This window comes from Youngiibacter multivorans (genome assembly GCF_017873395.1).
GTDB classification, from domain to species: domain Bacteria; phylum Bacillota; class Clostridia; order Clostridiales; family Clostridiaceae; genus Youngiibacter; species Youngiibacter multivorans.
In genome coordinates, this window is record NZ_JAGGKC010000002.1 from 1 (window position 1) to 25,492 (window position 25,492).

At 41.7% G+C, this 25,492-nt stretch carries 26 protein-coding genes; 6 read left to right on the top strand and 20 right to left on the bottom strand.

Going from position 1 to position 25,492, the window contains the following annotated elements; translation table 11 throughout:
• Window positions 1-154: 154 nt before the first annotated feature.
• The 11 genes from J2Z34_RS01545 to J2Z34_RS01595 form a co-directional block, all read right to left on the bottom strand.
• A complete protein-coding gene (locus J2Z34_RS01545; RefSeq protein ID WP_209458092.1) occupies window positions 155-1,570 on the bottom strand; it encodes a sigma-54 interaction domain-containing protein in 1,416 nt (471 codons plus the stop codon).
• A 432-nt stretch (window positions 1,571-2,002) separates the two neighbouring features.
• Entirely contained in the window at window positions 2,003-2,167 is a 165-nt protein-coding gene (locus tag J2Z34_RS01550; RefSeq protein ID WP_209458093.1) for a hypothetical protein, read from the bottom strand.
• Window positions 2,168-2,169: 2 nt separating this feature from the next.
• Window positions 2,170-2,394 carry a hypothetical protein gene (locus J2Z34_RS01555; RefSeq protein ID WP_209458094.1) on the bottom strand — a complete coding sequence of 75 codons (225 nt, stop codon included), beginning with the start codon at window positions 2,392-2,394 and terminating at the stop codon, window positions 2,170-2,172.
• Window positions 2,395-2,756: 362 nt separating this feature from the next.
• Entirely contained in the window at window positions 2,757-3,287 is a 531-nt protein-coding gene (locus J2Z34_RS01560) for a hypothetical protein (RefSeq protein WP_209458095.1), read from the bottom strand.
• A 2-nt stretch (window positions 3,288-3,289) separates the two neighbouring features.
• On the bottom strand, window positions 3,290-4,468 hold the full coding sequence (locus J2Z34_RS01565; protein WP_209458096.1) for an AAA family ATPase: 1,179 nt from the start codon (window positions 4,466-4,468) through the stop codon (window positions 3,290-3,292).
• 223 nt (window positions 4,469-4,691) lie between these two features.
• The gene (locus J2Z34_RS01570; RefSeq protein ID WP_209458097.1) at window positions 4,692-7,322 is read right to left on the bottom strand and encodes a cation-translocating P-type ATPase; all 2,631 of its coding nucleotides are present in this window, start codon (window positions 7,320-7,322) and stop codon (window positions 4,692-4,694) included.
• 480 nt (window positions 7,323-7,802) lie between these two features.
• On the bottom strand, window positions 7,803-9,287 hold the full coding sequence (locus tag J2Z34_RS01575; protein WP_209458098.1) for a tripartite tricarboxylate transporter permease: 1,485 nt from the start codon (window positions 9,285-9,287) through the stop codon (window positions 7,803-7,805).
• A 32-nt stretch (window positions 9,288-9,319) separates the two neighbouring features.
• Window positions 9,320-9,769, bottom strand: a complete 450-nt coding sequence (locus J2Z34_RS01580) for a tripartite tricarboxylate transporter TctB family protein (protein ID WP_209458099.1) — start codon at window positions 9,767-9,769, stop codon at window positions 9,320-9,322.
• A 71-nt stretch (window positions 9,770-9,840) separates the two neighbouring features.
• Window positions 9,841-10,839 (bottom strand): tripartite tricarboxylate transporter substrate binding protein, encoded by a 999-nt coding sequence (locus J2Z34_RS01585; RefSeq protein WP_209458100.1) that lies wholly within the window; start codon window positions 10,837-10,839, stop codon window positions 9,841-9,843.
• Between the two features lie 17 nt (window positions 10,840-10,856).
• A complete protein-coding gene (locus tag J2Z34_RS01590) occupies window positions 10,857-11,741 on the bottom strand; it encodes an NAD(P)-binding domain-containing protein (protein ID WP_209458101.1) in 885 nt (294 codons plus the stop codon).
• Window position 11,742: 1 nt separating this feature from the next.
• Complete coding sequence (locus tag J2Z34_RS01595) at window positions 11,743-12,453, bottom strand: RraA family protein (RefSeq protein ID WP_209458102.1); 711 nt, start codon at window positions 12,451-12,453, stop codon at window positions 11,743-11,745.
• 564 nt (window positions 12,454-13,017) lie between these two features.
• Here J2Z34_RS01595 and J2Z34_RS01600 point away from each other — a divergent pair.
• Window positions 13,018-13,911 carry a MurR/RpiR family transcriptional regulator gene (locus J2Z34_RS01600; RefSeq protein WP_209458103.1) on the top strand — a complete coding sequence of 298 codons (894 nt, stop codon included), beginning with the start codon at window positions 13,018-13,020 and terminating at the stop codon, window positions 13,909-13,911.
• 240 nt (window positions 13,912-14,151) lie between these two features.
• Here the strand turns inward: J2Z34_RS01600 and J2Z34_RS01605 are convergent, their stop codons facing one another.
• Both J2Z34_RS01605 and J2Z34_RS01610 read right to left on the bottom strand, forming a co-directional pair.
• A complete protein-coding gene (locus J2Z34_RS01605; protein WP_209458104.1) occupies window positions 14,152-14,412 on the bottom strand; it encodes a hypothetical protein in 261 nt (86 codons plus the stop codon).
• Between the two features lie 74 nt (window positions 14,413-14,486).
• Complete coding sequence (locus J2Z34_RS01610) at window positions 14,487-15,296, bottom strand: rhodanese-like domain-containing protein (RefSeq protein ID WP_209458105.1); 810 nt, start codon at window positions 15,294-15,296, stop codon at window positions 14,487-14,489.
• A 127-nt stretch (window positions 15,297-15,423) separates the two neighbouring features.
• On the opposite strand from J2Z34_RS01610, the gene J2Z34_RS01615 reads away from it, so the two are divergent.
• From J2Z34_RS01615 to J2Z34_RS01625, 3 genes are all read left to right on the top strand, one after another.
• Window positions 15,424-15,702: a type II toxin-antitoxin system Phd/YefM family antitoxin gene (locus tag J2Z34_RS01615; RefSeq protein ID WP_209458106.1), complete on the top strand. Its 279-nt coding sequence runs from the start codon at window positions 15,424-15,426 to the stop codon at window positions 15,700-15,702.
• Between the two features lie 109 nt (window positions 15,703-15,811).
• Window positions 15,812-16,435 (top strand): DUF6088 family protein, encoded by a 624-nt coding sequence (locus J2Z34_RS01620; RefSeq protein WP_209458107.1) that lies wholly within the window; start codon window positions 15,812-15,814, stop codon window positions 16,433-16,435.
• Entirely contained in the window at window positions 16,428-16,610 is a 183-nt protein-coding gene (locus tag J2Z34_RS01625; RefSeq protein WP_209458108.1) for a hypothetical protein, read from the top strand. The genes J2Z34_RS01620 and J2Z34_RS01625 overlap by 8 nt, the downstream gene beginning before the upstream one ends.
• Window positions 16,611-16,765: 155 nt before the next feature.
• Here the strand turns inward: J2Z34_RS01625 and J2Z34_RS01630 are convergent, their stop codons facing one another.
• The 6 genes from J2Z34_RS01630 to J2Z34_RS01655 form a co-directional block, all read right to left on the bottom strand.
• Complete coding sequence (locus tag J2Z34_RS01630) at window positions 16,766-17,251, bottom strand: pyridoxamine 5'-phosphate oxidase family protein (protein WP_209458281.1); 486 nt, start codon at window positions 17,249-17,251, stop codon at window positions 16,766-16,768.
• Between the two features lie 102 nt (window positions 17,252-17,353).
• Window positions 17,354-17,701 carry a hypothetical protein gene (locus J2Z34_RS01635; protein WP_209458109.1) on the bottom strand — a complete coding sequence of 116 codons (348 nt, stop codon included), beginning with the start codon at window positions 17,699-17,701 and terminating at the stop codon, window positions 17,354-17,356.
• A 414-nt stretch (window positions 17,702-18,115) separates the two neighbouring features.
• Complete coding sequence (gene panD / locus J2Z34_RS01640) at window positions 18,116-18,499, bottom strand: aspartate 1-decarboxylase (protein WP_209458110.1); 384 nt, start codon at window positions 18,497-18,499, stop codon at window positions 18,116-18,118.
• A 4-nt stretch (window positions 18,500-18,503) separates the two neighbouring features.
• Window positions 18,504-19,376, bottom strand: coding sequence for a pantoate--beta-alanine ligase (gene panC / locus J2Z34_RS01645; protein ID WP_209458111.1), 873 nt, complete (start codon window positions 19,374-19,376; stop codon window positions 18,504-18,506).
• Window positions 19,377-19,395: 19 nt separating this feature from the next.
• Window positions 19,396-20,229, bottom strand: a complete 834-nt coding sequence (panB, locus tag J2Z34_RS01650; protein ID WP_209458112.1) for a 3-methyl-2-oxobutanoate hydroxymethyltransferase — start codon at window positions 20,227-20,229, stop codon at window positions 19,396-19,398.
• Window positions 20,219-21,103 carry a Rossmann-like and DUF2520 domain-containing protein gene (locus tag J2Z34_RS01655; protein ID WP_209458113.1) on the bottom strand — a complete coding sequence of 295 codons (885 nt, stop codon included), beginning with the start codon at window positions 21,101-21,103 and terminating at the stop codon, window positions 20,219-20,221. The genes panB and J2Z34_RS01655 overlap by 11 nt, the downstream gene beginning before the upstream one ends.
• A gap of 688 nt (window positions 21,104-21,791) precedes the next feature.
• On the opposite strand from J2Z34_RS01655, the gene J2Z34_RS01660 reads away from it, so the two are divergent.
• Together J2Z34_RS01660 and J2Z34_RS01665 are read left to right on the top strand one after the other, a co-directional pair.
• Window positions 21,792-22,859 carry a Fic family protein gene (locus tag J2Z34_RS01660; RefSeq protein WP_209458114.1) on the top strand — a complete coding sequence of 356 codons (1,068 nt, stop codon included), beginning with the start codon at window positions 21,792-21,794 and terminating at the stop codon, window positions 22,857-22,859.
• An 83-nt stretch (window positions 22,860-22,942) separates the two neighbouring features.
• Window positions 22,943-23,086 carry a hypothetical protein gene (locus tag J2Z34_RS01665; protein WP_209458115.1) on the top strand — a complete coding sequence of 48 codons (144 nt, stop codon included), beginning with the start codon at window positions 22,943-22,945 and terminating at the stop codon, window positions 23,084-23,086.
• A gap of 355 nt (window positions 23,087-23,441) precedes the next feature.
• Here J2Z34_RS01665 and J2Z34_RS01670 read toward each other — a convergent pair whose 3' ends face one another.
• Window positions 23,442-24,479 (bottom strand): type II TA system antitoxin MqsA family protein, encoded by a 1,038-nt coding sequence (locus J2Z34_RS01670; RefSeq protein ID WP_209458116.1) that lies wholly within the window; start codon window positions 24,477-24,479, stop codon window positions 23,442-23,444.
• Between the last annotated feature and the right edge of the window lie 1,013 nt (window positions 24,480-25,492).

The following is a 25,492-nucleotide window of genomic DNA, read 5'->3' on the forward strand; positions in this document are numbered from 1 at the left end:
TGTTTCTTGAAGCTGAAGCTATTATTTCCTCCACCTGCATAGCAGGTGGTTTATTTGTTTCAAATGTGCCATTTGAAACGCACTAAAGTGACCAAAAAAAAATGTATCAGATTTGATACCGTTTCAAATCTGATACATAAATCAAACTATTTAATTAACCCTGTTTCTTCAGCTTCTTGTACAGGTGCGTCCTGTGGATGCCAAGTACCTCGGCCGCCTTTGTGATACTTCCGTTGCAGTCCCTCAGCGCAGCCTCTACGTATTTCCTCTCAAAATCATCCATTGCTGACTTAAGCGGAACTGTCACAGGTAAACCAGATTGAGACCCCTCTAAGCATATCCTGTTTTCAGATGCCTTCTTGTTTTCGTCAAAGGATATGTCAATCTCATTGCCTGGCGTAATTATTACATACCTTTCTATTACGTTCCTCATCTCCCTGATGTTTCCAGGCCAGCTGTAATCGAGTAAGTTGTCAAGGGTGTTTTTTGACATCCTCTTATCCAGTCCGAACTTCCTGTTGAAGCGGTTAAGGAACATATAGGCTAAAGGGATGATGTCCTCTTTCCTGTCCCTGAGAGGGGCGATCAATAGAGGTATGACATTAAGCCGGTAGAAGAGGTCTTCCCTGAATTCACCCCTCGTTACCATCTCCTCCAGGTTCCTGTTTGTGGCTGCTACGATCCTCGCGTCCACCTTCCTGTATTTTGTGTCACCCAACCTTCTTATCTCCCCGGTCTCGATGACCCTCAGAAGCTTTGACTGCATAGAAAGCGGCAGTTCCCCTATCTCATCAAGGAATATGGTTCCTTTGTGGGCAAGCTCGAAAAGCCCGGCACTTCCATTAGGATTAGCTCCTGTAAATGCACCCTTGGTGTAGCCAAACAGCTCAGCCTCAACCAGGTCGCCGGGTATTGCGCCGCAGTTCACTGGCACGAAGACCTCGTCCTTCCTTGGGCTGTGGTCATGTATGTATCTGGAGACAACCTCCTTGCCGACACCCGACTCACCTGTTATCAGCACCACACTGTCGGCTTTTGCAATAAGGCTGCAAAGCTTCATCACCTTCTGCATAGATGCACTGTTTGTTACTACCTCTCCGCTGCTGCCAGCAAGCTTCGAGAGGTACTTGGATATGTCCTGATATTTGGATGCATTCAGCTTCTCTGTCTCAAGCTCACGGGCATAGAATTCTAGGGCAGCCTCATTCCTTGAATTGGTAATTACATACCTAAGCTCCCCTTTGTCATCAAAGATAGGCGTGCTTGTGGAAAACACTGCAGTTTCCTTCTCATTCTCGCTTCCAGCCACATGCACAATGCCCGAGCATTGCTTTCTGAGCTTCATGCATTCAAGTGCGGTGGATTTCGTATAGTAACCTCTATCAATAAGGTCATAAATAGTCTTTCCCGAGATGTCCACCCCGTCAAGCCGCAGCGCTTTTACCATGTTCTTGCTGAAAAGCACTATCCTCGCCTTGCTGTCTGTGATCAGTATATTGTCAAACGATTCTATGAGAAGCTCCTGCAGGTTCAGGTCCTTGTTGTCTTCATATTGGTAAAAATACTTCATATCATCACTCCGAAATGCATCTTAAATTAAGTCCTAAACGCGAAAACATTTACAAATAGGTTATCGCTAAATCAGATACTATTCAATGTATGATATTTATTTAACACGAAGTCAAGAGATAATATGATATATGCTCCACTGTCCATACTCAATTTCATTCCAATGTATCATCCCATGTGAGCTTCCAGCATTAGCATCTTATTTGACAACCTTGGTTCAGCCTTTCGGTAAGGACATGATAAAAAACAAATGTTTCTACTGCAAAATGCAACTGGAGCATTTGTTACAATTTATCTTATGGTCAGATTAAAAAGGCGTCTTATCACATAATAAAATGCAACAAAACGCCTGGGGTAGCACATAGTTTAGTGTTCTATGTTGTTATTGTAAATGCCTAATAACAAAAAGGAAGAGTTCTAGATTCAAGGTGTTCTATTTTTTAGGTTCCTTTTCAACATAGTAATCAGAAGGTTTACCATTGTCATGATCAACTTTCGTTATTGTTTCAATATAAGTTCCCCGATCATAAATCTCGATAGTTACAACTTCTCCCTTATCGTTCGTCTGACAGCCTGAGATTGATTTATCATCACCCATAATTATTTATCTCCTCGATAAACACTACCATCTTCATCTCTCCAAACACCATCGGAATCCTTTGTTAATGTTTTGCCCTCGGAAGTTTCCCATTTCTCAACTATAATTTTATTACCGTCTTTATCCTCTCGTTCATGGACATGTGATGTTCCAGACTTTCCAGAATAATCATGGTTTGTAAAACCACTACCGTGATATGAAGTGTGAGTTGAGTTTTTATCACTCATAAGTATTCCTCCCTACTTAATATAATTAATTATATTATAATTCATATAAATCGGAAGTACAGACAACTATTGAATAATTAATGTCAAAAATATATAAATAAATGTAAATTTGTAGTACATTAGTCGAAGTAATAGCTTGATAGTTATCCATCCATAAATTGTACCCATCTCAGGCTGGCTCCAAGTGTTGTATACTTTTTAGACTCTTTTAAAGAACTGAACTTGAAGCACAACAGGCAAACATCAGAGAATCGGTAAAACTAAAGCGAAGTAAATTTCCAAAAAAAGAACTTGGCTAATGTCAATAATAAAGTTCCGATACCTTATTATCATTAATTGGTTTCGGCATTTCCCTCATTTTTCTACTGAAATTCAGGTTTCAGTAAATCATATAGTGAAAATTCACCATTTCTAACAGCTGCCTTACTTTTATATTGCTTTATACAAAGTACCAGTTTGTTTATATCTTTAAAATATTCTTCTATAAATGAATAGCTTTTGACATCTTTATATCTCATGGAATTTCTGCAATACAAACTAGGTTTCAATCTGGATTTTTTAAATTCTTCATACTTATCTTCATTGAAAATTACGAGCATTTCTATTTCAGGTGCTGTTATGACATTCACGATTTCAATTTTCTCAGCATAAGCCTTACTCAATTTGAATTTTTCTCTTCTTGAATCCAGTATCCTGTATACTGTTATCTTTTGTTCGAAACCTTTTCTCAAATACCTGACTTCAAAACTTTTTCCGTCCCTGCATGGAATGACCTGTCGGTCTATCATCTGTTTTCTATTGAAAATCAGTTTATCATTATCAAGCAGCAAATTGATGATTGCTTTTTCAGCAGCTCCTTCGCATATACACGCAACATATCCATCTATGCTCATGATTACCTCAGGTTAGCTGCAGTTTCGATGATTGCAGTTTTTAGATCGATATACGCTTCATACATCGGAGTTGTTCCACGCAAATATCCGCTTTCATACGCTTCACTTTTCTTGATGTCGTTTCGTTTCAATATTTTAGAAAGATTTTCTACTGTTATCCCACCGTTATTTCGGGTTATGAATATGTCATCATTTCTTTCAAATTCATCCAGCAACTCCGCATAATGTGTGGAGAATATTATGGTTGCGCCATTTTTGTTGACTTCATGGTCCAAAAAGAATCTGATAAGTGTCGCGGCGATTTCTTTATTAAAATGGTTTTCAAGCTCATCTACAATCAAGTATCCGCCTCTTTCCAATACCATCATCGCATACATAAATACATTTATTCCTTTGATTGTTCCAGAGGACAGATACTTTGCCATTTCCGATGTGCGGTACATGATAATCTCTTCTTTACCTTTGAATTTCAGCCTGATTTCCACCTTTTCTTCTGACTTGTCGACTACAGGTTTAATGTATTCAATGCTTGGATCCAGAAATGTTATCAGTTCCTTTGGAAAGTCTCCTAAAATCCTAATTAAGTTGATATTTGTCATATTGATCAAATCTCTATAATAAATCTTGGTATTGCTTTTTTTATTTATGGCAATGACAATACTGACATCCTCAGGCAAGAACTCTTCATCACCTTTTCTGACTTGTATCGGATCCAGGCCATCAAATTCAAACAAACTTTTCCTTGTCTTGATGTCCTTTATCGCTTTCTTCCAAATTTTCTCATCTTCAATGATATATTTGCTCTCACCCTCAATGCTGTTCTCATCCTTTTTAATTATCGTCACCAACTTGTATACATTCTCTAGTTCAACGCTAAAATAAGTTTCGAGAGTTATCTTTTCGTTATTTGAAATACCATTTAAGATTTCGTTCTTTTCAATCTTGTTAATTGACTCATTGTTCAGCATCTGGATAATGAATGATATTAATTTTAAAGTCATGGTTTTTCCCGAAGCGTTCACGCCAATAAATGCCAGCACATTATTCTGATATATTTTCGGAGCAATCTTGAATAGCATTTCACTGGATTCATTCCTTACACGTTGCTGAGTTACAAATTCCAGTTCCAGCGAATCTGAAAATAAATTGAGTCCCGTGGCCTTGATTTTCAAAATCCTCATAATATTCTCCTTTAAACACATTTCTTGTTTTTATATGCTAAATGTACCACATAATTAAGGTTTAAATCAATATTTTACAATTTTAAAACATATTTTATGTTTTAAAATTGTAAATTTAATTCTTGTTTTCCATAGCGAAAGCAGTCTATATCCATAAAGAACAAGGGCAGGCCTAGCTGACCTGCCCTTGTTTATATGTCTTACCTGTTTTATGTATCCCTAATTACCTTAGTTCTGTCTCCGCTTTTCCTGAAGATAAACCATCAGCAGCCACACGAACCACCTGAACCAACAGGAATGATACGAACGCCATACCAACCGCGAATATCGAGTACCCCGAAGGTATGCTTGCAACCTCGAATATGTTCCTTAATACCTGTACATTGAATATGATGTAGAAGAGTGCAAAGCCCATGATTACTGAGCCAGCGAGAACATGGTTCCGAGTACCAGCTGACTTCAGGAATGAACCTGCAGTCCTTGAGCTTATGCCATGCAGAAGCCTGGAGAGTCCAAGAGTCAGGAATGCCATTGTAGCAGCGACATTTGAATTTCCTGTCTTTAGTCCTGTTACGTATGACGCCATTACAGCAAGAGCCATTATCGTACCGTCTATTGCAACGGACCTTATGAAGCCTGTATCAAGTATGTGAGCATCGATATCCCTTGGAAGCTTGGACATGAGTCCCTGCTGGGGCTTCTCCATACCTATGGCAATTGCAGGGAGTGAGTCAGTAACAAGGTTTATGAAAAGCAGGTGTACAGGCATGAAGGGTGCCGGAAGACCTGCAAGGCTTGCCATCAGCACCGCAAGTATTCCTGAAGTGTTTCCAGACAAAAGGAACCTTATGGCATTCCTGATGTTCTCGTAGATTCCCCTTCCGGAAGCCACAGCCTTGACTATGGTTCCGAAGTTGTCATCTGAAAGTACCATTGATGAGGCATCCTTGGCAACCTCAGTACCTGTTATTCCCATGGCTACTCCAATGTCCGCCTGTTTCAGTGCCGGAGCATCATTTACGCCGTCACCTGTCATTGCAACGACCTTTCCTTTGTCCTGCCACGCCTTGACTATCCTTATCTTATGCTCAGGGCTTACCCTGGCATATACCGATGTCTTCTCAACCATGTATTCAAGGCCCTCATCAGTCATATGGTCAAGGTCCCTGCCTTCAAGAACTACATCTCCTTCACGCAGTATCCCAAGCTTTGATGCTATAGCTGCTGCAGTTGACTTATGGTCACCAGTTATCATTACAGTTCTTATCCCTGCATCAGAAGCCGTCCTTATTGCCTCATGCACCTCAGGCCTTGGCGGATCCATAAGGGCTATGAGACCTAAGAATGTCATGTCAGATTCATCGCCTTCAGCAAGCGTATCCTTGTCCATTGCCTTCTCAGCGAAGGCAAGAACCCTCTTTCCCTGAAGGGACAGACTCTCAACCTTTTCCAGTAAGGATTGCCTGGTAGCTTCGTCAAAAAGTCTTATTCCGTTTGACTTCCTCATCCTTGTTGCACTTGCAAGGACCACCTCAGGCGCTCCCTTCATGAACATGATGTTCTTTCCCCTGTACTCGACAAGAGTACTCATGAGCTTCCTGTCAGAGTCAAAGGGCAGCTCGGAGAGCCTTGGATGATTTTCCCTGGCCAGCTCCTCATCCATTCCATAAAGCTCTCCAAGGTCAACGAGAGCTGTCTCAGTCGGGTCACCAAAGCTCTCATTTCCTCTTGTGACAGCATCGCTGCACAGGAGCCCTGCCGCTATCAGGTCTCTTGTAAGTTCATCGTCAACATCAAGCGACTTACCTTCAATGATCTCGCCATCAACAAGGGTATCCGTTACAGTCATCTTGTTCTGGGTAAGGGTTCCGGTCTTGTCTGTACATATAACAGAAACCCCACCAAGCACTTCCACTGAATGGAGGTCCCTTATGACAGCCTTCTCCTCAGCCATCCTGCCGGTGCCTATTGAAAGGACAACAGTGACTATGGTACTCAGCGCTTCAGGAATTGCAGCGACAGCGAGTGAAACTCCGAAAAGCAATGCTTCCATAAGAGGCTTTCCCCGAAGCACATCTGAGATGAGTATGAGTGTAGTAAGTATCATGATCCCTGATGCAAGCTTCTTTGAAAAGTCATCAAGGTCCTTCTGAAGCGGAGTCCTCTTGTCCCCTGTCCCGGAAAGGAGCCCTGCTATCTTACCAAGCTCAGTAGTCATTCCAGTAGCAGTTACAGCCATGGTACCTCTTCCCTTGACAACGAAGCTGCCTGAATGAACCATGTTGAGCCTGTCACCGATTGGTACCTCAACCTCATCAATTGATTCAGTGGTCTTAAGTACACCCTCTGCCTCACCGGTAAGCGAGCTCTCCATGACTATAAGTCCCATGGACTCTATAAGCCTTCCATCTGCAGAAACCATGTCTCCTGCTTCAAGGAGCAGTATGTCACCAGGCACAACCTCCCTGGAAGGGAGAACCTTCATCTTGCGATCCCTTATTGCCTTGACGCTTGGTGCGCTGAGCTTCCTGAGGCCATCCATGGACCTCTCCGCCTTGACATGCTGCATTGTTCCAAGAACAGCATTAAGCAGAAGCACCATTACAATGACAACAGCACTTTCACCTTTGCCAAAGGCTGCTGAAAGCACAGCTGATGCAATCAGTATGATGACAAGAAGGTCCTTGAACTGGCTGAAGAAAACCTTCAGCAGCCCGTCCTTCTCCTCTTCATTCAGGGCATTTATGCCATGCTTTAAACGCCTTTCAGAAGCCTCCTCTTCAGAAAGGCCATAGCCTAAAACGCCAAGGTCATCAAGCACCTCTTCACTTGTCTGGTTCCAATAATTCTTCATTTCTTTTACCCCCTAAAATTTTGCAGACAAAAAGACCCTAAAGCTGAAGAAACTAATCTTCAGCCATAGAGTCTCACAAAACCACAAAATCTCCGGCACCGGGGATATCCCGAAATGACGATGTCGGACCTGTTACCAGGAAGTTACTCCCTCTATGGAGTTTTTATCTTATTATGTTGCCAATATTATCAGATTCACAAAATGCTGTCAACAAATCCCGGGATTTTTAACCAAGCTTTAACAATTCGGCAAATCATGAAATTATCCATAGCAATCCTGAAAAATCGCACAGCACTTAATTATCCTATAGGAATCAGTATCACCTTAATTTCTTTAAATACTGTAACCTAAATTACCTATGGGTATTAACCGAGTCAATTAAAAGCAGGATTACAATAAAAGTAATCCCGCCTCATATAACCGTCCTGCCTGTTCGGTTTTAGTATTTGCAAGTCTACCGCTTAAGCTGATATCTATCAGCTAATCAGCCAGATTTGAATTCTTTTTCTTCCTCATCAGCGGAAGTATTATTGATACTACTCCGATAATGATGAATATAAGACTCAGAGGCCTAGTGAAGAATATTGAAGGATCTCCATTTGACATCATGAGTGACTGCCTGAGGCCAGTCTCTGCCATTGGCCCAAGTATGATTGCAAGCACTGTAGGAGATGCAGGGATCTTCAGAAGCTTGTAGAGCAAGCCAATCATACCGAATACGAACATTACGCCTACATCGAAAATATTATTGTTGATTGCAAATGCGCCAGTTACGCAAAGAACAAGAATATAGCTTATGAGTATCGGCTTTGGAAGGAAAAGGACCTTAGCAAAGTACCCAGCTCCAAACAGTCCGAATAAAAGCATAAGTAGCTGCGCAACAAGCAATCCTGCAAAGAATATCCACATTATTTTGGCATTGTTTCCTGTAAAGAGGTCCGGACCAGGTCTTAGCCCCTGGATCAGAAGTGCTCCAAGGAAAAGCGCTGAAACCGCGTTTCCAGGTATTCCCAAAGTAAGGAGAGGAACAAGTGATCCACCTACGCATGCATTGTTTGAGGTCTCACTTGCTATGATTCCATCAACTATACCGGTACCGAACTTTTCAGGATGCTTGGATCGCCTCTTTGCTTCATTGTATGAAACGAAGGCAGCGACACTGGCACCAGCGCCGGGCAATATGCCTACTGCAGTACCGATTATCGAGGATATGGTGAAGTTACCGATATTTCGCTTCATCTCTTCCTTGTTAGGGAGGAGTCTTCCCTTGATCTCATTCATGTCTTTCTTGGATGTAGTCGACTTACCCAAAAGGAATGCCTCACAGATCGAGAACAGGCCTATAAGAAGCGGAACAAGGGCTATCCCGGAAATCAGGTTGATATTCCTGAACGTAAACCTCATTACCCCTTCTACAGGATCCATTCCGATCGTTGCAATCAGGAGGCCGAAAACACCTGAAATCAGACCCTTGATCATATTGTCTTCAGACAAGCTTATTATTATGGTAAGCCCGAAGAATGCGAGAGCAAAATACTCAGGCGGTCCGAACCTTAGGGCTTGTTTCGCAAGAAACGGAGCGAAAAAAGCCAGAACTATAACGCTGAATATACCTCCAATGGCAGAAGAAAGTGTTGCAGTTCCTATGGCAAGCCTGGCTTCGCCCTTCTGCCCCATGGGATATCCGTCAAAGGTAGTAGCTGCAGCAGATGGAGTACCAGGTGCATTGATAAGAATAGCCGATATGGAACCGCCGTATATTGCACCGGTATAGATTCCACCAAGCATTATAAGTCCAGTTTCAGGCTCCATTGCAAAAGTAAATGGTACTAGTAGTGCGACTCCCAGATTCGCTGTGAGTCCAGGTATGGCCCCGACGATTATACCGCCGATGACTCCCAGAGCACAGACAAGCAGGTTATATGGTGATACCGAGGCCATCAAGGCCTGTAACAAATCCCCCATGTTTATCCTCCAAAGTAAATATTGTCTCCCGACTAAAGAAAGGCACTGAATATCCCTTCAGGAAGAGGTACATTTAGCACCTTGCTGAAAGAAAGGTAGATTACAACTGTAAACAGCGTGGAATTCAGAAGCAGCTTGACAATGTTCTTGTAACCCAGGAGATACTGGATTGCAATGATAAATAGAAGAGAAGACAACACAAAGCCCAAAATTTCCAGGCCAAGTATGAAAAGCACATACCCGATAATGAGGATCAGGAAATACTTGCTTTCCTTTTTCAATATCAACAGCGGATTTTTGGATGTATCTGATTTCAATTTTGAACTTGCATCGATAAAGAGCATTATAGACAGAATAACCAGCATTCCGGCAAGAACCATCGGGTATGCCTTTGCACCTTCACTAAGTTTTCTGCCCAGATATATGAATCCAAGTGAAATCGCCAAAAACACAATCGCTACGATCCTATTAACCTTAGCCATATCTAACCTCCATAGTAATTTGAGACGACCCAATCGACATCTCAATCGAGTCGCCCCAACATTAAATTTGATTATTTGCCCAGTACTGACTTGTAGGCCACTGAAGTTGCCATTATCTTGTCTGTGAATGCCTTTGAATCAAGGTAGTTGATTGAGAGCGATGCGTTAGTCATCTGTGTCTTGTACTCCGCCTCTTCCATTCCCTTCTTGCATGCTTCAGCAAGTATCGCGACTATCTCATCAGGTGTGTCTGCCGGTACTACCAGTCCTCTGAAGGTTCCAGAATATACTTCAAATCCAAGTTCCTTTATTGAAGGCACGTCAGGATAGTTAGGATTCCTTTCAGGTGTGAGAACTGCAAGAGGTACGAGCTTGCCTTCCTTGATGTGCTGGTCAAATGATGATGCTCCACCAATTACAGCTTCAATATGTCCGCCAAGTATGGCAGTAGTTGCAAGTCCTGAACCGTCGAAGGGAATGTTCTGAGCCTGTATTCCTGTAGCCTTTATCATTCCTGCGTTTCCAAGGTCATCGGTAGTTCCTTTACCCGAGCTTCCGAACCTTATAGTGTTAGGATTTGCTTTCGCAAAGGCTATGAATTCTGCAAAGGTCTTGTATTCCTTTCCGCTCTGTACTACAAGGAAGTCATTTTCCTCCGTAAGCTGTACAACGCCCTTGAAGTCATCAGCCTGGAAAGGAGTCTCATTAAGCAGAGGATTTATTACGATTGAAGTAGTAGCCATGGTAAGGAAGTACCCGTCAGGAGCAGCAGTTGCGCCCTTGTTCTGTCCAACAGCTCCGCCTCCACCTGCAAGGTTCTCGATTATTATCGACTGGCCAAGATGCTTTTCAGCATATGGAGCAAGTATCCTAGCTGTAAGGTCAGCTGAACCGCCGGCTGCAAACGGGACAAGTATGGTCACTGATTTCTTAGGAAAGTCAGTCTTTGTAGGAGCAGCAGTTGTGCTTGGAGTCGTAGCAGTCGGAGTAGAGCTTGCGCATCCGGCAAGCAGTGCAGTACCAAGTGCTGCTGACAGAATGAGTGATATAAGCTTTTTACCTTTTAACATGATGTTTCCCCCTCATCTTATAAAATACCCTTAACACGCATTGCATTCATTACATCCAAATAATTCTTAGGCTTTGATTCCTTGAAGTATTCCATAAGCTTCAGTCCATTCAATTCCTCCAGTGCTTTTCTTGTCGCTATTGTCATGGTCGGTGTCAGCCCGCATTCTTCAGCGAACTGGATGACACTCTCCATTTCATGTATCCTTCTCTCGGAGTGGATTGCATTTCCAGAAATGAGCCTGTTGGCAGTGACTATGAATTTCTCTCCATCAAGCGAGCCTGATATCGATTCGATTATCTTGTCCTGTATGTTGTTCACGTAAGCGCACATAAGCGTCTCAGTCATGAGTGTTGCAAGACCCTTCATGTATATGCTTCGGGTGAGCTTTATGGCAGAAGCATCTCCAGCCTTGTCGCTTACCTTCTCGATATCCATGCCATGGGGTTGCATCAGGCTTAGGAACCTGTCAGCACCTGTTCCGGAAACCAGTATCGGAACCTTGTGCTTATCTTTTGGAAGAGATCCAAGCATAGCCACATCAGCAAAGTCTATCCCTCTTTCAGCTGCAGCCTTTGCAATTTCCACCATATCGTCAGGCAAAGAGGTTGAAGCATCTGCGAAGAGTTGTCCCTTGCCAAAGTACTTCATTGCATCCATTGCCGTAGTCAGTGTGTATGCAGTAGGAACCATCGACATTATGACTTCTGATGAACCTATAAGGTCTTCGAGACTTTCAGAAATTTCCACTCCGGCCTTTTCAGCCCTAGCATCAAAATTTGCCTTATTTTTCGTATAAGCTACATCAAACGCCCTGATTTCAACATCCTTTCCTTCAGCCTTGAACCCGCAGCTCATCTCATATGCAGCTTCTCCAAATCCGATGAATCCGAGTCTAACCATCTTATTCACTCACCAGCTTCCTGCCAGCCTTAAGGTCTATATACTCACAGCCTTTTTCAGCAAGGCTCTTGTCAACCCATGACCTGTTAAGCTTTCCAGCCATTGACTCAACAATCTTGCTCTGGTCCTTTTTGTTGAATTCTATAGAGCTCTTGAGGACCTCCTCAAGATCTTCCCTTGGGACAACCACTACCCCGTCATCATCACCTATGACCAGATCACCGGGATTAAGGCTTACTCCCCCGCACGTTATGTTCACATTGATTTCCCCCGGCCCTTCCTTGTAGGGTCCGGCTGGAGTCGTACCGGTAGCATATATTGGTATTTCAAGATTCCTAATGGTGTCAATATCCCTGATCGGTCCGTCAAGGACTATTCCACCAAGCTTCCTGAACTCCGCATGCCTCACCATTATCTCACCCATAAGGGAGTGGCTTCTGTCACCACCGTTTGAGACAACTATGACATCCCCCTCCTGGGCCATATCCAATGCCTTGTGCAGCATCAGGTTGTCTCCAGGCCTGACCTTTACAGTTATTGCTGAACCAACCATCTTGAATCCATTCTTAGATAAACGTCTGATCTCTGAATGCATTCCGCTCATTCTTCCCATGCAGTCAGCCACGTTTGAACCCGGCAGTTCCCTGAAAGCTTCAATTGTCTCTGCATCAACCCTCTCCGGATTCATGAAAACCCTTAACCCAACAGCCATGCTATCACCCCTATACAAATATTGTAAACCTTTACTTTTACTTTAAAAAAATATGTTGCTTTGTACTAAATATTCTGTATAATGATTTTTGAAAAACATATTTCATAATTTTGTCGGTTGTCATTCATTAACTATGTTCATAGTACAAATAAATAATCAGAAAATCAAGTATTATCTGAAACATTATATTAGAATTTATATTTGACTGTAATTTTCATCATCACAACAAGCACAGCCAATTACTTCTAATTTCCTATTCCGCAAAATAAGCGCATATTTTTGACTTAATGATCTAGTTTTCAATCGTATGTTTGATAATTGTTTGTCTATCTTGCTGTTACGTAGATTGCTTTCGATGAATATCTATAAGTGTTCAATGAGATATTGCGCCTTGTTATTGTAATCATTTTAATAATACTATAATTTACTTGCATAATTTTTTTATATAGTTTGCTTGCAGTTCAATTAAAGCCGATAATATAGTTGAATTAATCATCTTTGACAACGTTTCCAAATACCATTAATATTTAAATAGCAGCTTTTGAAGCAATACGGGGTGAATACATGAAAGACAGGATAAAAGAAAAGATTAAAAATACAAACCTAACCAAGACAGAATTCAAGATAGCCAATTATTTCCTTGATAACGAAGAGCTTGTTTACTTCAAGGCAGCCAATGAGATAGCTAACGAGATAGGAGTAAGCGACTCATCTGTGATCAGGTTCATCAAGATGCTTGGCTATGCCGGATATACTGAATTTCAGCAGGAAGTCCAGAACGAATTGAAATCACTCATGCAGAACTATTCGGTAACACTGGGTCCTACAAGCAAACTCAAGAAAACAAAGCTTGAGCCCGAAGCAACAGACCTCAGCAGCAGAGTCTTCAACCTTACCTGTTCCAACCTTGAAGCTACTTTTGCCAACAACCCACCTGACAAGATAGCAAGGATCACAGACATACTGCTTAAGAGTGAGCAGAAGTTCATAGTTAGTGTCAGAGGTTCAGCAAGCGTGGCATATTTTCTCGGCGAGAAGCTTAAGCTTATACTCCCAAATGTCAGGCCTGTCCTACAAGGAGACTACTCTCTGATACACACTTTAGCTGACATAGGACCGAACGATTGCCTGTTCCTTGTAAGCTTTCCAAGATACTCAAGGATAGTGCTTTCAGCCATTTCAATGGCAGTCAAAGCCGGAGCAAGAATCGTAGTGCTTACAGACAGGCTGACCTCCCCCATCGCGAAGAAAGCGGACGAGATACTCCTCGCGAACTGTGAAACAATAGGCTTCAGCAATTCGTATGTCTCTGCACTATTCCTGGCAGACCTTATCATTGCTGACATCAGCCAGAAGCTTAAGCCGGAGAATCTTGACAGACTGAACCTGATCGAGGAGTACATCCGCATGAACAACATCAATTACCTTGAAGATGTATTCCCGTACAAAACTGATTGACAGATTCCTCCAAATCCAACAAAGCAATATTCAAACATTATAGCTATAGACTTGTTTATCTTTTTGAGACATGAAATTAAAGTTGATTTGCACTTAAAAAATGAGATCCGATGCAATACAGTCAATGCATTCGGATCTCATTTTTTTTGTCATTTAAATTGTCATATACTTATCAGGCTTCCAGTAAGTTCACCCTAATACTTAAATTTGAAAGAACCTCAAAACTTAACTGAATTCTGCCTATCCGTCATACTCCTCCGAATAGCCGCACTTTCCGCATCGGTATCTGCTCTTTTTCTTTCCCAGAGCACCAGCGGAAGCTCCCAAAGGTCCGAAGATTGAACTTCCTACAATCGCCTTACCCACACTGAATCCTTTGTATGATGAATCGGATTTCTTCCAGAGAGTTATTTCTCCGCATCTTGGACATCTAAGCGGCGCATATCCCATTGTCATGTCCTCCTTCTTAAGGTTTAATCCAAAAAGTATTTCAACATTCATTCAATACTGGAATTTTCAAGACATACCATATACACAAAGTATAAACCTATAAGCTTATGATTTCCATTAAAGGATTACCTTACTACAGGATACCCTTTGTTCATCCAGCCATAAGGATAATTGCCTTTGGTTCCCATGCCGGCATTCATAGAAACCGCGTCATATCCAAGAAGCCTTAATCCAGCAGTCACCTGTCCTGATGTCTGTCCAGTATAGCAGTATACTATTATCTTCTTGTCCTTAGGAAGGACACTGAATCCATCAGCAGTTTCATTTCCGAACGGTATGTTTACAGCTCCTTCAATATGCTCAGAACTGAAGTCAACAGCCCTTCTTATAGAAAGTATTAAGAAATCCTCATCCTTCCTCTCTGCAATCGACAGTACATCCTCTTCAGAAATCTTGTAGTTCTTGAACAGAGTATCAGACACTTCAGATAAACCCTCATAATATTTTGTTACTGCAGCCTGAACAATCGGATCTATTGTCCTATCTGACTCTGACAAACAGGTCGGCTCTGTCGTCACAAGCTCCTCATAACCTTCAACCCTGACAATCCCAAGGTCCCATCCCAAGTTTACGCTCCTTGCGTAAATCCCGGCTATGTTCATCGTCAGCACAGCCTGCCCTGCTGTCTGTCCAGTATAACAGTAAACGAACACAGGCTTTCCCTCAGGAATCATCTTAAGGCCTTCAGCTATCGCCGGTCCGAATGGCATGTTTATCGCCCTGATAATATGGCCTTTCTCATAGTCCTCCGCTCTTCTTATATCGATTATGGTCATCTCTTCAGACGCCTTTACTTTTTCAATAAAGTCCACTTGGTCAATCTTGTAGCGGTTGTCAGGCATCTGCCTGAAGTATTCAAGAATCAGCTTCTCCATAGGTACCCTCCAGTTACGTGTATTGAACTTATGATAGCATTTGAGGGATTCAAGGTCAAAGCTATAGGCAGTCTGAAATTCGATGATATGATATTATGGAATTATAAGAAATTCGGAGGTGAGTTATATGTCAGCAATCAGACCAATTTCAGATTTGAGATACAGATCTCGTAGCATATCAGAAGAGTGTCATAATAGTACTGAGCCGGTCTTCATACAAAAAAATGGTAAGATTGACCTGGTAGTCATGAGCTCATCTCTTTTTGACAAACAACTTGCTCTTCTTGAACTTTACAAGAAGTTACTTGAAGCCGAATCACAACGAAATTCAACGAATGAAAGAAAATCCCACGAATCGCTAGTTACGGAGCTTAGGGATCGAATAAACAAAAATAATGCACCTTGAATTTTTAATTAAACTACCTGCATAGCTTCATAATAAGATAAAATATTGCATTTTCGTTACCAATAACATATAATATTGGTAACGAAACCTTTTGTAAGGAGGTGCTATTATGATTAGAGTTGAACATCTAGCCCTAATTCGCAAGAGAATATTAGAATCTGAAAAAGGAACAATATTTGTCACATCAGATTTTAAAGATATTTCAGAACGAAATGCAATAAAGATGTCACTATCGAGGCTAAGTAACGAAGGATTGATCAGAAGAATTGCACGGGGACTTTATGAATATCCAGAGTACAGTGAATTCCTCCAGCAGTTTGTCTCACCTTCTCCAAATAAATTTGCTTACGCAATTGCCCGAAACTTTGGATGGACAATCATACCATATGGTGATACAGCCCTAAACATTTTAGGCTTATCAACTCAGGTTCCGAATATCTGGTCGTTCGTAAGTGATGGCCCTTATAAAAAGTATGAATTAAACAATATAATCATTGAATTCAAGCACACTACTAATAAAGAAATTACAGGATTATCATATATTACTGCACTGATTATCCAGGCACTAAAAGCTCTCGGTAAGGAAAATATCAGTAAATCTACTATTTATAGACTACATGACAGACTTACTTCTGACGAAAAAAGATTAATTTTATCCGAAGCCAAATATGCGACATCCTGGATTTACGAAGCAATGAAACAAATAATGTCCCAAGGAGATGTATATGCTTAAAGTAGCAAACCTCTCAACTAAAGACAGAGAAGCTCTTTTTAGAAACACGGCTCAACAAATGGGATTAAGCGAAGCAATTGTTGAAAAAGACTTTTGGGTTTGCTGGACTTTGAATTATCTATTTCATATCTCAAAATGGAAGAATCATCTTTACATCGCGACTACAATCATATGAAAAATATGATATTTGGCAAAAAGCCAACATTATCCGAGATATTAGTTTCAATAATGGATCTTGAGACCAAAATAAACAATCTATAAAAAGTTTGCTCTCAATTTTTTTGAGAGCAAGCTTCACTATTATATTTACTTTTCAGTTGTCTTTCTATCCTATCCTCTTGCTCTGACGAACTCGATGGCTTCCTTACCCGTCATATGCTCAATATCTATTGCGATGATATACGCATTCTCACATTTTGCGATTTCCATTTCCTTTGCCTCTGTGCTCTGGTCACCAGAGTACTTTTCAACCAGTGCGTGAAAGGCATCCAGCCTTTCGTGACCATCAGCTATCCTTGCCTTTCCAAATGCTATGACGCTCCTGAAATATGTGGTGTATTCACTGCTCACTATAGTGTCCTCATCTACTACTGCAAAGGATACCTTCGGATTCCTTAGAATTGAATCTACCTTATGTCCTGACTTAGCAGAATGGAAGTATATCCTTCCATTGGAATACACATAGCTTACCGGAACAGCATATGGATAATCCTCATCCCCTGTACACGCAAGTATCCCATTCGTGCACCTTTCCATTACTGCAGTAGTGTCTTCACTAGACATTAGCTGCCTCTTTCTTCTCATTTCCCTGAACACAAACATTCCCTCACTTTCAGCTTCATACACACATTCTTATTTGACTTCTTTACTGCTGTGCCGCTTCCCAGCATTAATGCTCTATAAATCACTGGTCTTATACTACTTGTTTTCAGCAGGCGCCGGAAAGAGAACCATACCGTCTATACTATTAGGATCAATAGTAACATGCACATAGACATCGTCACGCCCTGGTACCGGGAGCCAGTATCTGAGCCTGCCGTTCACTGACTTCACAACCTGATAGCGTCCTGTCTTGAACATCTCATTCACCCTGCAGCCCTTATGGATCTCTGGCGAGCCCACAGACACGCATCTGACATCAGTCACGAATCCGACACTCTTAGCATATGAGTTGGATGCAATAATCGTCCTGTCCTTCCTTATGAGCCTTGCCGTTCCGGGAAAGCTCTCCCACATCAGGTAAAACGCATTAATCAGTTCATCCATAGATTTCTCCTTCATGATTCATATATACTTTTGTCCTCTTCACCTGTCAGCATGACCATTCAGCTGGAACAAGGACTTCTATCCAGCAATTGTACCATTTTCCGTGTCATCCTTGCCATTTATCCTAAGATATTGCTTAAGTTTGCACCGACTTACATACTGCTTCGAAGGCTCTTGTCATATAAATCTCATTCATATGAGATAATTATTCTCCAAGATGTCCACCCCATGCCATTTAGAAAATTGCAGTCTGGTTCATTCCATACATCATATGAATTACTGGTTATCCTGTCAATCGAGTGAAAAGAACTGCTTGCAGTAATGAAAATACACACTGCATCACAGCATTTAACTTGCTGATCAGCAGTGTGTATCTTACTAAAATGACATGTGATTCCAATTGGAATCTACTTACTATTCAGTGGTACCGTGGATCTCCTCATGCTTTACCCTTATTATCCTGTTCTTGTCATCAAGCACCAATACGTTAGGCAGGAAGGACTTAGCCTCCTCCTCATTCATCAGGGCATATGCGATTATGATCACCTTGTCCCCCACCTGAACCAGCCTTGCTGCTGCCCCGTTTATGCATATGACACCGCTGCCGGCATCTCCCTTGATCGTGTATGTCTCAAAGCGTTCACCGTTATGGAGGTTTACTATCTGTACCTTCTCACCGGGCAGGATGCCTGACTGGTCAAGGAGGTCAGAGTCAATGGTTACGCTGCCCACATAGTTGATGTCAGCCTGAGTTACAGTAGCACGGTGCAGTTTACCCTTAAACATATTTAACAGCATTTCATCACCTCACTTCAACAGAAAGTACTCTGTTGTCTATTAGTCTGGTCTTGCCGAATTTCACAGCAACAGCAGCCAGAGCAGTCTTTCCCGGCTCTATGTCTGTTATCTCCTCAAGTGTCTCTCCGTCAAGGATCCTTACATAGTCAATGATAGCAAGATCCTGCCCTTTAATGTGGTTCTCTATGACTTCTATAAGCTTCCTTACACTCCTACTATCATCACTTCCTGAATTAAGGTATTCCAAGGCCTTCTGAAGTCCGCAATTTAAACATACCGCCTGCTTTCGCTCCTCAGGACCAAGATAGATATTCCTCGAGCTCATTGCAAGACCGTCCTTCTCCCTTACGATCGGGCAGACTATAACCTCTACAGGCATATGGAGGTCCCTTACCATCTTCTTTATTATCAGAGCCTGCTGGGCATCCTTCTGTCCGAAATAAGCCTTGTCAGGCCGTACTATATTGAACAGGATGTTTACAACCGTAGTGACTCCTTTAAAATGAGTAGGCCTTGATGCTCCGCAGAGCTTCTTTGTTATCTCCCCAGACACCTCAACAGCTGTTGAGGCACCTTGTACGTAAATCTCCCCTGCTTCAGGATTGAATACTATATCAGCACCTGAATCAACCGCAAGCTCATAGTCTCGTTCAATGTTCCTTGGATAGCTCTCAAAGTCTTCACCAGGAGCAAATTGAGTCGGATTTACAAATACACTAACTACGACCAGGTCGTTATCAGCTTTTGCAGCTCGTATAAGGGAGCAATGTCCTTCATGAAGATACCCCATGGTGGGCACAAGACCAAGGGTCCTGTTCCTGTGGTCTGCATCAGTTAACCAAGCTTCCAGATTTTCAATAGTTTTTATGATACTCATATTTTCACCAACCCATCCATCAATATAGTCTTTCCAGGATTTCATCGTTCATCTTGTACGTATGCTGTATCTCCGGGAACTGTGAATCCCTGACTTCACTTACGTAGCTTGCAACTGCTTCAGACATGCTGCCCCGCAGCTTTGCATACTGCTTCACGAATTTCGGGGTGAAATCCGAGTAAAGACCCAGCATGTCATGGATTACAAGAATCTGTCCGTCACAGTACTTTCCTGCACCTATTCCTATAGTCGGTATGCTCACCTTCTCACTTATGAGCTTTGCAAGCATCTCAGGTACAGCCTCAAGGACTATGGCAAATGCTCCAGCTGCTTCAATCGCCAGGGCATCCTCAACAAGAGCCCTTGCTGCACTCTCTTCCTTACCCTGGACCTTGAAGCCGCCGAAAATATTCACAGACTGTGGTGTCAGGCCTATATGCCCCATGACTGGAATCTGAGCTCTTACGATTGCCCTGACTGTATCAGCCATGTGCTTCCCGCCTTCAAGCTTTACAGCATTAGCCTTGCCTTCCTGTATGAACCTTCCCGCATTGCGGACAGCCTCATCTGTATTGATGTGGTACGTCATGAACGGCATGTCCCCCACAATAAGTGCATTCCTGACACCCTTTGCCACGCATCTGCAATGATAGAGCATTTCCTCCATGGTCACTTCGAGGGTTGAATCCTTACCCTGAATAGGCATTGCCAGGGAATCTCCGACAAGTATAGAGTCAATTCCGCTCTCATCAAGTATCTGCGCCATTGTATAGTCATATGCCGTAAGCATAGTAATCTTCCTGCTGTTCTTCTTTGCATCCGAAAATGCCTGAGTCGTGAATTTACCTGCCATCTATCCTTACCTCCAAAATCCCTTCAAATTTTTCAATCTGCTCATGAGTCAGCCTGTTGCCATCAAGCATCATGGCAGTCTTATAAGCTGCCGCCCTATAGAACTCAAGCTCAGAAGGCATCTTATCTCCTATCGCCTTCAGATGAACGCTTACAGTGTCGTAGTCTCCTCTTACAATCGGTCCGGTTAAGGCGTCAATTGTCCCCTTCTCCCTTATATTTGAAAGGGCAGATTCAATGAGTGGCTCTATAGCCTGAAATATGTCAGCACGGTCCATGCCTGCCGCTTCAAAAAGACTGATGCCGCTCTCAAGAAGAGTGACCATAAAGTTTGATACTACAGATGCACCCGCATGAAAAAGAGGCTTGTTTTCCGCCTCAATCCGGAAGTGCTTCCCGTTAGTTTTATCCAGTAATGACTGTGCAATCAAAACCGCCTTATCCGTGCCTTCCAGGGTGAACCAGCTTCTTTCTAGCCTTTCTGCGCTGCCATATGGTTCACCAAAGCTCTGCAGAGGATGCATGCTGCCAGTCTCACAGCCAGCCTTCCTGATACCTTCAAGGATTTTCGACGAATGGGCTCCGCTGACATGAAACCAGAAGGTTTCTGGCTTTACCTCATAACCATCAAGCATTAAGGCTGCTTCACGGTCGACTTCTGCTAAAGCCTGGTCAGGCACTGTTATGAATATGATGTCGCTTGAATCTGCCAGCTCCCTGAGTGTCCTGTACGCAATGGATGAAGTAAGTACTGCAGCTTCAACTGCAGACTTTTCGGTCCTGCTGCAAAACCCGGATACATTTAGACCATGAGCCTTAAAATAAAGCCCGAGAGCCTTCCCAACCTTTCCAGCACCGATGAATCCAATTTCCAATAGCATCACCTCGATAAAAGTGTGCAGTTCCATGATTCATACAAGCGAAAACAATTGAAGCTCCCGGGTATTTGTAAAAAATTGCAATAAATAAAAAATGTCCATTTCACCTGTACGGGTGCTCCTAGGCAGAGCAAGCCCCTTTGACAGACGAAAAAGACATAAATACCAATTCCAATTAGAATTCATCTGTCTCTGTCGCAAAGGATCAAAGCCGATTCCAAATATTCCGAAAAACCTTAAGTTGCGTGCAGTTCAAATCGATACCGCCGCTTGTACAGTTCATAAAGATACTGCCAAGATTTATTCTAAGGCATTGCCATGAATTTATCAATCTATTTCTGAAATCATTTACCTGACCTGTTCATTTGAACCCTTAACGAATTTCTCCACAAACCTTAGATATCTGCTGATAGATACAAAACAAAGTATTGAGGAATAAATTAAAGCGAGAATATGCTCTTGTCCAGACACTTCAAAATAGGTGTTCAGGTTATGCAAATTGATGATTTGGATGATGGAGACAGAGCACATCCTTTCTGCTCAAAATTCATTTATAATGTGCAGTAAAGATATGATTACTGCAGAAAAACAGACTATTACTTCTGCCTGAACAAATCGACTTCTGCATTATTAAGCACTATAATAATGCAGAACAGGAAATTATTGTGCAGAAAGGATGATACCGATGCGAAAGTTTGATTATGGAGTAATACCAGACGAGTTAATGAACTATGAGGTTATGAATCTAGTCTCTGCAATTCATGAATTCAAAGGAAAGCAGAAGCTTTATATTGAAGCAAAGCCGGATGTGCTTAATGCCATGCTGGAAATCGCAAAAATTCAGAGTACTGGGGCTTCAAATAGAATTGAAGGTATCCATACCTCAGATGAACGTTTGAAGGCACTGGTAAAGGCAAAATCTGAGCCCCGTAATCAATCGGAGAAAGAAATTGCGGGTTATAGAGAAGTGCTTAGCCTGATCCATGATAGCTACGATTATATGGAACCAAGAACAAACGTCATCCTTCAACTTCATAGAGACCTCTATCAATTTAGTTCGACATCTTCTGGCGGCAAATTCAAAAACAGTGATAATGTTATCACTGAAACAGATGCCAATGGAGAAAGCCGGGTTCGATTTAAACCAATGTCGGCTTTTGAAGCACCTGAGGCAGTATACAACTTAACCAACACATTCATCGACGCAATCCAGGTTGAAAAATATGATCCATTGCTGCTCATACCTATGTTTATTCTTGATTTTCTTTGCATTCATCCATTTAATGACGGGAATGGACGTATGAGCCGACTGCTGACTTTACTTCTGCTGTACAGGTCAGGATATATTGCAGGCAAGTATGTCAGCATTGAGATGATTATTGAAAAGACTAAGGAGACATATTATGAAACATTGCAGGACAGCTCAACCAATTGGTATGAGGGTCAGAATTCCTACCTCCCATTTGTTAAGTACTACCTTGAGGTTATATTAAGTGCCTATAAAGAATTCTCAGCACGAATAGAATTGATTCAAGACAGAAACCTGTCAAAACCTGATAGAATCCGTGTGTTATTTCAAGGTACTCTTCAAAAACAGTCAAAGCGAATGATTTTGGAGAAATGTCCTGATATCAGTACGTCAACAGTGGAAATAGCCTTGGCTTCATTGCTCAAAGAAGGCTATATTATCAAGACGGGCGCCGGGAAAAATACTGCATATATTCGCAATGTAAACTACAGCATACCAGACTAAAGGTATCTCGAAATGTTCCTATGTGCCCAATAGCGGCTAGAGCTATAATTGCCAAATCCTGAAAGAAAATCAGTTCGGAACATATGGATACTATATTCAGCTGGTTAATAGAGTTTAAGAACAGGGCCTTGTTTTCACCAAGAAAGTATGAAGAGCTGCTCTTGCCAGCTTATCGCCCAAATATGGTCTATGATGACTATACCTATAAGGTAGAAGTTCTTGGCTGATACCATATTTCAATATTTGCGAATCAAGTTTCAACGAAGAGGATTTGGAGCAGCATTGTTATCGCTACATAGTCAGCCTTGATTGAAATCTCAAGTTTTCTTTCCTTGGCAGCCTTACGCATCTTCTGAGCGATGAAGCCGCTTGATGCACCTGCCCCCAGGCAAGCAATATGTTTTTCATGTGTCTCCCCCCTTTCTCATTATCTATGGGTACAGATTACCATCAATTGACTAAAAGCTTCAAATACTTAGGTTAACCAGCTGAGTGCAGTTCTTTACCTTAGAGTATTTTGAATTTTGAAGTCTTCAGAAAATGAGAACAGCCGGACAAAATGTCCGGCATTTACTTCTAAAACTAAATATTAAGCTTTCCAATTTGGCTATAATAAATTGCCTCATCCAACAAGGTTCCGACATAAGCCTTTTCACTGATAACCCTTTGCAGCACATCGCAAGGTTCCATATCCTTGAATTCACTTGCTACAGCTTCAAGGACTCCCAATTCCTCAAGTGAAAAATCAGATATATTGATACTAACAACAGGATTTATTGAATATCCTATCTCATCGAAAAGAGGCTCAGCTAGAGATCCAATCGAATCCAGGGTAAGTATTTCCCTGCAGCCAACTGGCAGAGCTCCAGTCCTTTTGTGCATATATACCAGACCCATCATAGACCGTCCGTGCCTTGAGAAGTTCATAGCATCAGAATACCAAAGCAAAGACATCAGCTTTGCCCCATTAAGGTTAATAATGAAAGTGGAGAAATACCTTATAACACTGATGACCTTGCTTAAATCTAGCCGCTTCCCTCCATTCAGGTCGCACTCCTTATCGTATCTTGAATATATGCTCATTATGGCCTGCCTCTTGAGATACTCTGTCCCCGACTCTTCAATCCTATCCTTGATTTTACTCCTGACCTTCTCATACTTGCCAGGGGAAAAACGGGATCTGTTCTTTTCAATCATCGAAAGCGCAAAGAACGGATTCTCATAAGCCATCCTCATCGTCATGTCATACGTATCATCCTGGATAAGCTTGCTCTCATATCTAGTTACAGTGACTTCTCCCCATCCCAAAAGAGCTGAAAAATCGCTTTGAGTCATTCCATAATAGCTTCTGATTGCAGCTATCTCCTGAGAAGCCAGAAGTCCCCTTTTCTTGCGATACGAGTCTCTTGCCCTCAGCAGATTCTCATCCATCATGGCAGCAGGGACATATTCATTCTCTGCACCATCGCTAAATGGGCATGAATAATAGGTTTCCTCGTATTCAACGGTCTCTTCCTTTACGATAGCATGAGAATGCCGCTTTTTAATTTCGATCGTATGTACCTTGCCACATATCGGACAGTCAGTATCTAGCTTACTGGTGATGTAGCCACTGCTCATTTAATTCCCTCCTGAATTCATTTATTCATGCTATTACTTCCAGTTCGATCAGAATTTACCAAAGTATTGAAGACTAAATATTTGCATGCCAGAAATCCTTATTTTGGGGTCTACACAATCTCATTGTTCAAGTCAAGTTGAGAATCATTCAAAACTTGCGCAATTTCCATTAATGGCTTCTTACTACCGTATCCTCTGGTTAAATCCCCTTGAATCTTATTACTTCCTTATTCACATTATATGCTATCATATGATAGTTCAAAGAGAGTTTCACTTACCTTTATTCAAAATTCAGCAAAAATGTACAAGAGTAAAAAAACTCCTGACCATTCTCACGGTAAGGAGTATTTCTATGTCTGTCATATCCATTTAAGATTAAGATTGAACTGGATTGTACTGAGGCATGTCTATTTCAAATGATTCCAAAATCCATATCCAGTGCATTAAGATTGAAGTCTCTGATTTCCGAAACAAACAGTTGCTCCCACAAACAGTGCAGAAAGGTTCCTTACCCTCAAACACTATTATCCTGACCTTTATCACCTTTTCCAAAGTGATGCTTTAGGTCGAATATTCGACAAGATCATGACATTCCATACAAAATGTGGTCATTAGCAATATTTCTCCCTTTACATGACTATGAAGTGTATTCATCCCTGCAAGGTTGTTCACCTTCTTTTTTACTTAACTTTCACATTAATTATAGCCTACTGAGGAGTATTATTCAGAGACATGGATCAATTGTGATTTTTCATAAAAGAAAATTTTACATTCGGTATATGACACCATGTACTGAAACTACTGATCAGAAAGCTCCGGGAAGACTATTCCTCCTGGAGTCTTGCTTTTGCCAATTCTAAATCGCTTTTGCACAAAATTCATTATAAATGTGCAGTAATGATGAGTATTGTGGAAAATACACATCCTTCTACCTACAGCAGATAGTCCTCTACTCTTTATTGTTCAATTCTAACAAAGCAATTCAATCTAAATTTCTGCACATTTCATTCAAA

Bases quoted from the DNA above. Each gene is read 5' to 3' on its own strand.
- J2Z34_RS01545 (WP_209458092.1), bottom strand. From the start codon at position 1,570: ATGAAGTATTTTTACCAATATGAAGACAACAAGGACCTGAACCTGCAG.
- J2Z34_RS01550 (WP_209458093.1), bottom strand. From the start codon at position 2,167: ATGGGTGATGATAAATCAATCTCAGGCTGTCAGACGAACGATAAGGGA.
- J2Z34_RS01555 (WP_209458094.1), bottom strand. From the start codon at position 2,394: ATGAGTGATAAAAACTCAACTCACACTTCATATCACGGTAGTGGTTTT.
- J2Z34_RS01560 (WP_209458095.1), bottom strand. From the start codon at position 3,287: ATGAGCATAGATGGATATGTTGCGTGTATATGCGAAGGAGCTGCTGAA.
- J2Z34_RS01565 (WP_209458096.1), bottom strand. From the start codon at position 4,468: ATGAGGATTTTGAAAATCAAGGCCACGGGACTCAATTTATTTTCAGAT.
- J2Z34_RS01570 (WP_209458097.1), bottom strand. From the start codon at position 7,322: ATGAAGAATTATTGGAACCAGACAAGTGAAGAGGTGCTTGATGACCTT.
- J2Z34_RS01575 (WP_209458098.1), bottom strand. From the start codon at position 9,287: ATGGGGGATTTGTTACAGGCCTTGATGGCCTCGGTATCACCATATAAC.
- J2Z34_RS01580 (WP_209458099.1), bottom strand. From the start codon at position 9,769: ATGGCTAAGGTTAATAGGATCGTAGCGATTGTGTTTTTGGCGATTTCA.
- J2Z34_RS01585 (WP_209458100.1), bottom strand. From the start codon at position 10,839: ATGTTAAAAGGTAAAAAGCTTATATCACTCATTCTGTCAGCAGCACTT.
- J2Z34_RS01590 (WP_209458101.1), bottom strand. From the start codon at position 11,741: ATGGTTAGACTCGGATTCATCGGATTTGGAGAAGCTGCATATGAGATG.
- J2Z34_RS01595 (WP_209458102.1), bottom strand. From the start codon at position 12,453: ATGGCTGTTGGGTTAAGGGTTTTCATGAATCCGGAGAGGGTTGATGCA.
- J2Z34_RS01600 (WP_209458103.1), top strand. From the start codon at position 13,018: ATGAAAGACAGGATAAAAGAAAAGATTAAAAATACAAACCTAACCAAG.
- J2Z34_RS01605 (WP_209458104.1), bottom strand. From the start codon at position 14,412: ATGAATGTTGAAATACTTTTTGGATTAAACCTTAAGAAGGAGGACATG.
- J2Z34_RS01610 (WP_209458105.1), bottom strand. From the start codon at position 15,296: ATGGAGAAGCTGATTCTTGAATACTTCAGGCAGATGCCTGACAACCGC.
- J2Z34_RS01615 (WP_209458106.1), top strand. From the start codon at position 15,424: ATGTCAGCAATCAGACCAATTTCAGATTTGAGATACAGATCTCGTAGC.
- J2Z34_RS01620 (WP_209458107.1), top strand. From the start codon at position 15,812: ATGATTAGAGTTGAACATCTAGCCCTAATTCGCAAGAGAATATTAGAA.
- J2Z34_RS01625 (WP_209458108.1), top strand. From the start codon at position 16,428: ATGCTTAAAGTAGCAAACCTCTCAACTAAAGACAGAGAAGCTCTTTTT.
- J2Z34_RS01635 (WP_209458109.1), bottom strand. From the start codon at position 17,701: ATGGATGAACTGATTAATGCGTTTTACCTGATGTGGGAGAGCTTTCCC.
- panD (WP_209458110.1), bottom strand. From the start codon at position 18,499: ATGCTGTTAAATATGTTTAAGGGTAAACTGCACCGTGCTACTGTAACT.
- panC (WP_209458111.1), bottom strand. From the start codon at position 19,376: ATGAGTATCATAAAAACTATTGAAAATCTGGAAGCTTGGTTAACTGAT.
- panB (WP_209458112.1), bottom strand. From the start codon at position 20,229: ATGGCAGGTAAATTCACGACTCAGGCATTTTCGGATGCAAAGAAGAAC.
- J2Z34_RS01660 (WP_209458114.1), top strand. From the start codon at position 21,792: ATGCGAAAGTTTGATTATGGAGTAATACCAGACGAGTTAATGAACTAT.
- J2Z34_RS01665 (WP_209458115.1), top strand. From the start codon at position 22,943: ATGGATACTATATTCAGCTGGTTAATAGAGTTTAAGAACAGGGCCTTG.
- J2Z34_RS01670 (WP_209458116.1), bottom strand. From the start codon at position 24,479: ATGAGCAGTGGCTACATCACCAGTAAGCTAGATACTGACTGTCCGATA.